Origin of the sequence: Dyadobacter sp. (genome assembly GCF_051859145.1) — a bacterium.
In the GTDB taxonomy this organism is placed as follows: Bacteria; Bacteroidota; Bacteroidia; order Cytophagales; family Spirosomataceae; genus Dyadobacter.
In genome coordinates, this window is sequence record NZ_JBHYGF010000135.1 from 22,752 (window position 1) to 33,073 (window position 10,322).

At 45.6% G+C, this 10,322-nt stretch carries 8 protein-coding genes; 4 read left to right on the forward strand and 4 right to left on the reverse strand.

What is annotated here, in order from left to right; translation table 11 throughout:
• Nucleotides 1-2 precede the first annotated feature (2 nt).
• Nucleotides 3-1,538, forward strand: coding sequence for a magnesium chelatase (locus tag ACTIE6_RS09575; protein ID WP_439556423.1), 1,536 nt, complete (start codon nucleotides 3-5; stop codon nucleotides 1,536-1,538).
• A gap of 76 nt (nucleotides 1,539-1,614) precedes the next feature.
• Here the strand turns inward: ACTIE6_RS09575 and recA are convergent, their stop codons facing one another.
• Together recA and ACTIE6_RS09585 are read right to left on the reverse strand one after the other, a co-directional pair.
• Complete coding sequence (recA, locus tag ACTIE6_RS09580) at nucleotides 1,615-2,685, reverse strand: recombinase RecA (protein ID WP_439556424.1); 1,071 nt, start codon at nucleotides 2,683-2,685, stop codon at nucleotides 1,615-1,617.
• Between the two features lie 213 nt (nucleotides 2,686-2,898).
• A complete protein-coding gene (locus ACTIE6_RS09585; RefSeq protein ID WP_439556425.1) occupies nucleotides 2,899-4,398 on the reverse strand; it encodes a hypothetical protein in 1,500 nt (499 codons plus the stop codon).
• A gap of 181 nt (nucleotides 4,399-4,579) precedes the next feature.
• On the opposite strand from ACTIE6_RS09585, the gene ACTIE6_RS09590 reads away from it, so the two are divergent.
• Nucleotides 4,580-5,632: an aminopeptidase gene (locus ACTIE6_RS09590; RefSeq protein WP_439556426.1), complete on the forward strand. Its 1,053-nt coding sequence runs from the start codon at nucleotides 4,580-4,582 to the stop codon at nucleotides 5,630-5,632.
• A gap of 47 nt (nucleotides 5,633-5,679) precedes the next feature.
• The gene (locus ACTIE6_RS09595; RefSeq protein ID WP_439556427.1) at nucleotides 5,680-6,447 is read left to right on the forward strand and encodes a DUF3108 domain-containing protein; all 768 of its coding nucleotides are present in this window, start codon (nucleotides 5,680-5,682) and stop codon (nucleotides 6,445-6,447) included.
• On the opposite strand, the gene ACTIE6_RS09600 is transcribed toward ACTIE6_RS09595, so the two are convergent.
• A complete protein-coding gene (locus ACTIE6_RS09600; RefSeq protein ID WP_439556428.1) occupies nucleotides 6,434-7,411 on the reverse strand; it encodes a GNAT family N-acetyltransferase in 978 nt (325 codons plus the stop codon). The two genes, ACTIE6_RS09595 and ACTIE6_RS09600, sit on opposite strands and share 14 nt — an antisense overlap.
• Before the next feature lie 42 nt (nucleotides 7,412-7,453).
• A complete protein-coding gene (gene dnaA / locus ACTIE6_RS09605; RefSeq protein ID WP_031527630.1) occupies nucleotides 7,454-8,881 on the reverse strand; it encodes a chromosomal replication initiator protein DnaA in 1,428 nt (475 codons plus the stop codon).
• 248 nt (nucleotides 8,882-9,129) lie between these two features.
• Between dnaA and ACTIE6_RS09610 the strand changes: the two genes are divergently transcribed.
• The coding region (locus tag ACTIE6_RS09610) for a methylmalonyl-CoA mutase family protein (RefSeq protein WP_439556429.1) at nucleotides 9,130-10,322 on the forward strand (1,193 nt) is incomplete at its 3' end.

A 10,322-nucleotide genomic window follows, 5' to 3' on the forward strand; every position in this document is an offset into this window, starting at 1 on the left:
ACATGAATTACTCACAGCTTACCAGTTCAGAACGTTTGGGAATCCACACGCTCGGAGAACTTAAAAAAGCAGGTTATCAATCACGTTCCATTAAGCAGGAGTTAAGAGATAATCTGATTGCGAAAATCAGAAATAAAGAAGATATTTTTCCGGGGATCTGGGGTTACGAGGAAACGGTTATTCCTGACGTCGAACGCGCCATTTTGTCGATGCATAACATCAACTTCCTGGGTTTACGCGGACAAGCCAAAACGCGTATTGCGCGTATGATGGTTGATTTGCTTGATGAATTTATCCCGTTTGTGAAAGGTTCAGACCTGCACGACGATCCGTTTGCCCCGTTGAGCCGCCATGCGAAAGATCTGATTACAGAGCATGGAGACCACACTGAAATAGCGTGGTTGCACCGCAGCGAACGTTATACGGAAAAGCTCGCGACACCTGATGTATCAGTGGCGGATTTGATTGGCGATGTGGACCCTATCAAGGCGGCTACGTTGAAATTGCCATATTCTGACGAGCGCGTAATTCACTTCGGTCTGATACCCCGCTCGCACAGAGGTATTTTCGTAATTAATGAGCTGCCTGATCTGCAGGCGCGGATCCAGGTGGCATTGTTCAATATTTTGCAGGAAGGCGATATTCAAATCCGTGGATTCAAATTGCGACTGCCGCTTGATATCCAATTTGTATTTACAGCTAACCCTGAGGATTACACCAACCGCGGAAGCATTGTAACTCCGCTCAAAGACCGCATTGAAAGCCAGATTGTAACGCATTATCCTAAAACCATCGAAACCGGTAAGAAAATTACCGAACAGGAAGCGGTTGTGAAGGAAGAGCAAAAGTCGCTCGTTCAAATCAATGAACTTGCAAAAACGCTGATTGAGCAGATCGCAATTGAAGCACGTGAAAGCGAATATGTGGATAGCAAAAGTGGTGTCTCGGCACGTCTGACAATTTCTGCGTATGAAAGCCTGCTGAGTACTGCCGAGCGGCGTGCACTTATCAATGGCGAAGATTCGACTTATGTACGAATTTCAGATTTGTACGGAGTAGTTTCGGCTATTTGCGGAAAAGTTGAGCTGGTTTACGAAGGTGAAGTTGAGGGGCCGGTAATTGTCGCTCAGAACCTGATCGGAAAAGCAATCCGCACGCAATTCCTGAACTTCTTCCCTGACCCTGAGAAGGCGAAGAAGAGCAAGATCAATCCGTATGCAAAAGTAATCGAATGGTTTGGTGCCGGCAATGAAATGGAAATGCCAGGCGACATGACCGACCGGGAATATGTGGCAAGGTTAAAAACCATTGACGGTCTGGATGATTTTGTTGATATGCTGAGTGCCTATTCAAGCGCAGAGGAAAAACTGTTTATGATGGAATTTGCATTGCACGGTATGGCAGAGTTTTCTTTGATCGGAAAACAATCACTGGATCAGGGCATGAAATTCCAGGATCTGGTAAGCAGCATGTTCTCCGGTCCTGAAGATGAGGATTATGATTTTGATGAAGATGACGACGATCGGAAACCTTTCTGATCCAAATAAAACTTACCAGTAACAAAAATGCCCTGCTACAAACAGGGCATTTTTCATTTGGATTGGCTTTTTAGACTTATAGCGGAGATCCGTCGTCAACAACGTTCGGCTCACTCGTATCGATCAGAGAATCGGGATCGTTGTTCACTTTGCCACGTACTTTGGCTTCGAGTTCTTCCAACAGCTCAGGATTATCTTTCAGGAGCGACTTCACCGCATCTCTGCCTTGTCCCAATCGGTTTCCGTCATAGCTAAACCATGAACCAGCCTTCTTCACAATATTCAGTTCCACAGCCAGGTCAATCACCTCTCCTACTTTCGAAATACCTTCACCATACATGATATCGAATTCGACAACTTTAAATGGAGGCGCTACTTTGTTCTTCACTACCTTCACCCGTGTGCGGTTACCCAGGATTGCATCCGCACTTTCCTTGATCTGGCCAACACGGCGGATATCCAGACGTACCGAAGCATAGTATTTAAGCGCATTACCACCCGTGGTTGTTTCCGGGTTACCGAACATCACACCGATTTTCTCTCTTAGCTGGTTAATGAATATACAGCAGCAGCCCGTTTTGTTAATTACCCCGGTCAACTTGCGAAGTGCCTGCGACATTAATCTTGCCTGCAGACCCATTTTACTGTCACCCATTTCGCCTTCCAGCTCAGCGCGTGGAACTAATGCAGCAACAGAGTCAATTACGATGATATCTACCGCGCCGCTGCTGATCAGGTGCTCTGCAATTTCAAGCGCCTGCTCACCGCTGTCAGGCTGGGAAATCAACAGGTTGCTGGTATCGATACCTAATTTTTCAGCATAAGAACGGTCAAAAGCGTGCTCTGCATCTATAAAAGCGGCGAGACCACCTTTTTTCTGAGCCTCTGCAATGCAATGCATTGACAAAGTAGTTTTACCTGACGATTCAGGTCCATAAATTTCTACCACACGGCCGCGGGGAACACCGCCAACACCAAGTGCCAGGTCGAGCCCGAGAGAACCGGTAGAAATGACAGGAATATCTAAAACTTTGCTGTCGCTCAGGCGCATCACTGTGCCTTTACCGTAAGCTTTATCAAGCTTTTCCAGCGTGGTTTGCAATGCTTTCAGTTTGTTGTCCTTATCTGTTGTGTTTGGTTGTGCCATAAAATGGTAAACAGAATTTAGTTTGTGTAAAAACTGCAAGTTCTTGAATGCCAAAAACCGCAATCAAAATGGGTTGTCTTTCATGTAAAAATACCAAAAATTTGTAATAATTCCAACCTGCTTGATGTGGTTAATTCAAGAAAATAGTCTCAAATTCCTGTTTTGAGAATTTATGAAAACGGACGTGCAATCTGGATGTTCAAGCGGGTCATTTCAATTATCAGAGGAACGCGACGGAGCCATTTTCAGCTCGTAAAATGAGTCCTTTTTACCCAGGTACTGGTCTGCTTCACGTTGCGACCATTTGTCCCGGAGTACCTCATAAATGTTGGGGTATGCATCGTAGGGAATGGGGTCGAAAACTACCCGGTCAGGAAAATACTGCTTTGTTACCACATTCACCCGCAAGGCACGTACTACCCTGCCGATGGCTATGAAAGAGCAGGAAGCCATAACTGCAAAGAATGCGAGCTGCAAGAACGATCTACGCAACATTCGCCAGGAATCCTGCCAGGAAGCCACCGTGAAAGGATAGAAGACGTAAATACCGATAATGATCAGGTACGGCATCAATCCGCGGAATAGAAAATCATTGACCTTTCCTACCCTGTAAATCGGAAATACCATGAAAAAGAACAGAATCAGGTAGAATGGAAATGCGTCCATGGGTGAAGTTTGGCGCGTACTGAAATACCGGTAACAAAAGAAAAAGAGCACCAGGTTGATACCAATGTTCACGATGTACTCGATTACCCTGCTCGGCATACTATCTGGAAACTGCCAGATAAATCCTGAAATAGGCGGCTCTTCGTGTGAGGTCAGAAACAATAACATCGGCAGGCAGCAAAGAAATGGCAGGATCACGTGCTTGAAAACTAGGCGCCAGTCAAGCCGGAAGCCAGCGAGTAGCCATTTGCGAATAATTACAATAGCCGCCAGAAGTCCGCTCGTGAAAGCCGGGAAAACTGCCCACCAGAATGTAAGTGCAATGGGGAGTACAATGTATTCAATATCCAGCTTGTTTTTAAGCAGATAAACAAACATTCCGCCGATCATCAAAGTGGGTATTACCTGGTTTGGCACCCACAGCAGGTTTTCAAAATTTGACCATGATTCAAGCCCAAAATCGCCCATTTCATACCACATGTGCGTGAATTTGTAAAAAACGGTTTTGATCACGTGCGGCGTGTCGCCCACAGCAGTGGCGAGCAATGCAAAAACGATATTCTTATTCAGGGCCAGGTATACCCACGCAAGCCCCAGGAAAAAGCCGATTGCAGTCCAGATAAAAATGACTGCCTCATTGATTCCGCCGAGCCACTTGAAAATCAGCGCGGGCACCACGTAATAGCCATAATAATAGGAAATAACAGGTCCGTCCTGCGGAATGCGGATTGGCCAGTCGTATTTAAAGAGCTCGTAGAACTTGGTATTATGGCACCAGTAGTCAAAGGTTTGGTAAGATAATCCTGCTGCACCGGAGACGAAAGTGATCAGCAATGCGAATGTAATTAATACACCAAGATCTTTGATACCCAGCGTTGAGCGCACATCTGAATTAAAGTTACCGGACGTAAGCACCGTGGCGAAAGCTGCCAGAAGTAAGAGGATCCAGACGGCTGCGATAGCGGTTTTCGTCCAAAAGAAATAGTAGAGCAGGTTCGGCACCAGTAAATAGCCGATCGTTAAAGACCTGAGTAATTTTACTTTCATGGAGAATGGATGTAAGAACAAATATATCAAAGGCAGCTTACATTATCTTCATATTTCACCGAACGGTTACTAAGCGGCCGTTTGATCCGTGTACAATTCCATTTCCTCAATTATGCAGCTTCCAACATTGCGAGTGGCCTTTTTTACATAGATTTGCTTCCGGTACCTTTTAGTGTTAAGCGTGAATAACTTATCCGGTTTCAAGAAAATACTGCTCCTGTTACTTTTCGTCGTGCTGGTTCTCGGGATCATTTACCGCGATGTGATCGGATATGGTTTTTTGCAGGCGAAGGGACAAATCGGCATTCTGATGCATGTGCAGGATGTAGAAGAAGTAATGGCAGATCCTGCCTTCCCCGACTCGCTGAAAGCGCAGATCAGGCTGATCCAGGAAATTAAGAAGTTTGGTACTGACTCGCTGGGACTCAATCCGTCCAAGAATTACACGACATTCTATGACCAGCACGGGCGACCGCTGATCTGGCTTATCACTGCATCCGAAAGATACCGGATAGCCCCACACCAGTGGCACTTTCCGATAGTCGGCACATTTCCTTACAAGGGGTATTTCGATTCGACAAGAGCAGTTGCAGAAGAAAAGGCGCTGATGGCGCAAGGACTTGATACCGACATCGGCGAGGTATCGGCCTGGTCCACATTAGGGTACCTCAAAGACCCTATTCTATCGAGCATGCTCAAACGCAAACCGGGAAGTTTGGCCAACCTGATCCTGCATGAACTTACGCATGGTACGCTTTTTGTTAAAAGCAATCTCGAACTCAATGAGAATCTGGCCAGCTTTGTTGGCGACCAGGGAGCGATCCGGTTTTTGAAATACAAATACGGAGCAGAGTCGGTTGAGCTTCGCAATTATGAGTTTTCCAGAAAATACAACGAGGCTTATTCGGCACATATGCTGCGTGGAGCTATGAAGCTTAATAACCTTTACAAAACATTTGACGGAAAACAGGAACCTGACGAACGGAAGGATTCGCTCAAAAAAGCATTGATCGTGCAGATTGTGGAAGATGCGGATACACTTCTCTCGGACTCGCAAGCGTTAACAACCAAAACGCGGCTGACAGACAAGCAGATTCCTAATAATGCCTATTTTATAAGTTACCTGACCTATAAATCAAAGCAAAATATGTTTTTACAGGAATTTCAAAATAAGTTCGAAAGCGATTTGAAGCGCTATTTACAGCACCTGAAGAAAACATACCCCTCTATGTAATTGTCTGTAAAATGAAGAAAACGAGTTGTTTATTAGCCATATTGACAATGCTACTATTTTTCTCTTTCAGGCAGCTGGAAGACAAAGCCGCGGATATGCGGGTGGTAGCGAACAAAAGCTTCGGAATGGGAGAGCGCGTCGAGTACCGCGTGCATTATGGTTTCATCAATGCAGCCGAAGCAAAAGTGGAAGTCGGGAAAAACATTTCGATGATCAATAACCGGCCTTGTTACCGTGTAAATGTAACTGGTAGGACTGTCGGCGCCTTTGATCTGATCTCCAAAGTCCGTGATACCTGGCGTTCTTACATCGACACGGCTGCCATTCTTCCCCAGATGTTTGAGCGGCAGATCCAGGAGAATAAGTACAGGAAAGACGAAAAGGTTATTTTTAACCACAACCGCGATCAGGCGATCGCAAGTGTGAAAGATGAGACAAAAACTTTCGCTGTGCCAAACAACATTCACGATATTATCAGTGGCTATTACTTTCTACGTACAATCAATTTTGATAAAGTAAATGAAGGCGAAATTATTGAGGTGCCTACATTCTTCGATGGGGAGGTTTACAAGCTGCGCGTGCGATATGTAGGCAAGGATGTGGTCAAAACCAAGTTTGGAAAAGCAAAAGCATTGCGCATTAATCCATTGATACCTACTAACAAATTCTTCAAAGACGAAGGTGCTATGCGGCTTTGGGTGACTGACGATGTGAATAAAATTCCGTTGAAAGCAGAAGTAGAACTGAAAATCGGTTCGCTCGAAATGGATATAAAATCCTACCGCGGACTGAAACAGGAGATCAAATGGTTCTGAGCCTGTTTCTCCTCCATTCCTGAATTTGCCGAAATGGGAATGGCAGCTTGTTTTTACGTATAGCAGGAAAAGGTACCGCCTTGCTGCCGAAACTCTTGTAAAAAGAAGCAACGGAATCCACCTCGGGACTTTCAAAGTCAAAAACCTGATCGCCCGGACAAAATTCCCGAAAGTACTGATCCAGCAGAAAAGTTCTCGCATGCTCCCGGCGGCCTATTTCATCAGCCGCGTTGAACAGGTAAATTACCCTGGCCCCACTTCTCACCAGCAAAATGCCTGCGTGTATTTTACCTTCTTTCGCCGCATACCAGAGTTCTGCCTGCGCGCGCATGTTGAGCGCATGATATAATGATTCCAGCACATTAAATGCATTCAGGTTTACTCCACCAGGAATTTTTTGTGAATGATTGGAAACAAAAAGATATATCAGCGGGTGAATATTGGTACTTGGAACAAGTTTCCATTGGGCTTCCCAGGCTTTTCTCAAACTCTTCTTCCGGTCCTTTTTGAAGGTGGCTGTGAGCTGGCTGTAAGTTTGATTGAGATTAAGCCAATGCGTGGTATTTGAATGCATGCAAAACTCAGGAAAAAGATCCATGAGCCCACGCAATAACGGTTCATTTTCCGGATTAAAATGATAAGCTGAAATATAACTGTACTCGCGGGAAACTGCTTTCAGGAAAACCTCGGCTTGTTCGGATGTAAGTGGCTCACGGGAGAAAATGCCCAGATATTGACAGAAAATAGGTTGATAAAGGATTTCAAAACCGAAACTCTTTCTTATCGGAAGCGGCATTATAATCTTGTATCCAAGACCGTCGGAACAAACCAGCGCTTTCCAGTCAATGCAGACAATATCGAGATAGTAGGTGAAGGCGTAAATGACGCATTGCGGAGAATCCTGAACTAACGCATTCCAGGCGGCATCGTCAATTTGTGTGCGGGTAAGCAGGACGGGTGACATTGAAAGGATCAAATGAAACATCTGTCCTTTAGACGTCACTTTCTACTTAAAGTAACTGCGAAGCTTCTGTAAAGTTTCTTCCACGTCCGGCGTTTCGTCCATCAGCAGGTTGATACTTTGAATAGAGTGGATCACGGTTGAGTGATCGCGGCCGCCAAAATGGTACCCGATGGATTTCAATGGAAGATCTGTATATTCTTTAGCAAGGAACATGGCGAGTTGACGCGGATATACAACTTCTTTCTTTCTGCTCTTGCTTTTAAGATCTGCGATAGTGACCTGGAAAAAGTCGGCGATTACCTCTTGTATTGTGTCGATGGTAACCTCCTTGCTCTCATTCATCACGATGTTTTTGAGCGTATTCTTGGCCAATTCCACATCAATTTCGCGCCTCGTCAGCGAAGCCTGCGCCATTAACGATACGATCACACCTTCCAGCTCCCTCACATTGGAATTCACACTGTGCGCGATGTATTCGATCACATCGTAATCAATGTAAATACCTTCCGACTGGATTTTCTTCTGAATGATCGCAATCCTCGTTTCGTAGTCGGGCGCCTGTAAATCGGCTGTCAATCCCCATTTGAAACGCGATAGCAGACGGTCCTGCAAACCTTGTAACTCTCTTGGCGGACGGTCACTCGTCATGATAATCTGCTTGCCGAGCTGGTGCAGGTGGTTGAAAATATGAAAAAAGGTATCCTGCGTTTTTTCTTTACCTGATAAAAACTGCACGTCGTCAATCGCAAGTACATCGACTTTCATATAAAAGTCGGTAAAGTCCTGTAACGTATTGTTTTTGATAGAATTGATAAACTGGTTGGTAAACTTTTCGGAAGAAACATACAGCACCAGCTTATTTTCATAGTGGTTCATAATGTAATTCCCGATCGCCTGCACCAGGTGCGTTTTACCCAACCCTACCCCGCCGTACATCATCAAAGGGTTGAACGAGGTAAGTCCAGGACGTTGCGCCACTGCGAATCCTGCCGAGCGTGCGAGGCGATTACAGTCTCCCTCGATAAAGTTATCGAATGAATAATTGGGGTTCAGGTAAGTGTCCAGGTTCATCGAATCCTGGTCTTTCTCCTTGTGGTTTGAGCCTAGTCGCGGATCTGTAACGAAGTTATCCGGTTTGGAATAGTTGGGCGACTTGGGCGTCGACACATTCATGGTCAGCGGCTGGTGCTTTTCGTTTCCTTTATCAACGATAATGGAGTATTCCAGCATTCCGTCCCTTCCTATTGCATAATCAAGCGCTTTTCTGAGCAGGTTGACGTAGTTATCTTCCAGCCATTCGTAAAAAAACTGGCTCGGAACCTGGATCGTAAGTACTTTTCCATACAGCCGCAGTGGTCGGATTGGCTCGAACCACGTCTTGAAACTTTCCTCCGGAACATGCTGCTGAACAATCCTCAGGCAGGCATCCCAGACATGGTCTACTTCTGTATTTGCTTTTACTCTTTCCAATGTGTAACTAACCAAAACTCAGATGTTCTTGTTTAAGGGACGGCAAAGATATAAAAATACCTGATCTGTCAAGATTGGTCCAGGGTTCAATTTAGTATCAATATGAGCGAACTCCAAGCCAATGAATAAAAACATCGCATTTAAAATCGGAGCTGTACATGCCTAATTCCGTAGGTGTTTGAGGCACAAAATATTGGCTCAATTGTTTAGTTTTGCCCTGGTCCGTTCCTCTTCATTCCGGTTGCACGATGAATTCAGCTTCACTTTTTTCAGAATTTGAACCAACTGGCTACGACAGCTGGACAAAGCAGGCTGAGGCTGAGCTTGGTGCAAAATTTGACACCTTGAAGCACTGGTCGCTGGCACCCGGCGTATCTGTAAATGCATATGCTACCTCGGAAATACTGAACCTGGAAGAGGCGGAACAAATGCGAAACTGCCAGAAACTGGTTCCCGGGTGGCTTAATCTTGCACGACTCAAACTTACTACTCCGGCTGAAACCAATGCGGGTATCAGGGACGCTTTAAACCACGGTGCAAATGGTGTGATCGTCAACTTTCAGAATGCACAACCGGATACCGCTGAAATCGCGCGGCTGCTGTATGATGTGAAATTGACAGACAATCCGGTGTACTTTCAAACAACCCAGCCGGTAACAATGCTTTTTAATGCAACTACCAATAACACGGGATATCTCGTAAAAGGCGGCGTTGCCCATGATCCGATCGCGTACTGGATGCGTACCGGATCTGACCTCGCTCGGGCAATGGAGCCGATTATTTCATTTTGCAAAACCAACGAAGCAAGCGAATTCCGTCCGTTCATGGTGGAATCACACATTTACCATAACAATGGGGCAGATCCGGTACAGGAACTCGCATTAACGCTTGGCGCGCTGGTCACTTACATGGACTTGCTTACCGAAGCGGGTGTTCCGCCTATCAAAGCATTCAGCAGCATTTTCTGCTCCATTTCCGTAGGAACTCACTATTTGTCAGAAATAGCTAAACTAAGAGCATTGCGGCACTTGCTTTGGAAAGTTGCCGCAGCCTATGATCTTCCTGTTGAAAAAACAAAGCCGTTTATACACGCAAAAACATCGTCTTTTTACCATTCAGCTACTGCCAGCTACACCAATATCATCCGCGCGAGCAGTGAAGCGATGAGCGCCGTGACAGGTGGCTGCGACGCATTAACGGTTGAGGGATTTGAAAGTCACCTTACCAAAGAAACCGAACTTTCTTCCCGAATTGCACGAAACACTTCGTCCGTGCTGTCCTATGAAAGCGGCCTGAATGCAGTGGCTGACCCAGCTGGCGGTTCCTATGCGATTGAACAAATGTCCATTACATTGTCCAATGCGGCCTGGGCGCTATTTATCGAGATAGAAGACAAAGGCGGATTGATCAAGTGCTTTGAGGAAGGATATGTACAGGATCT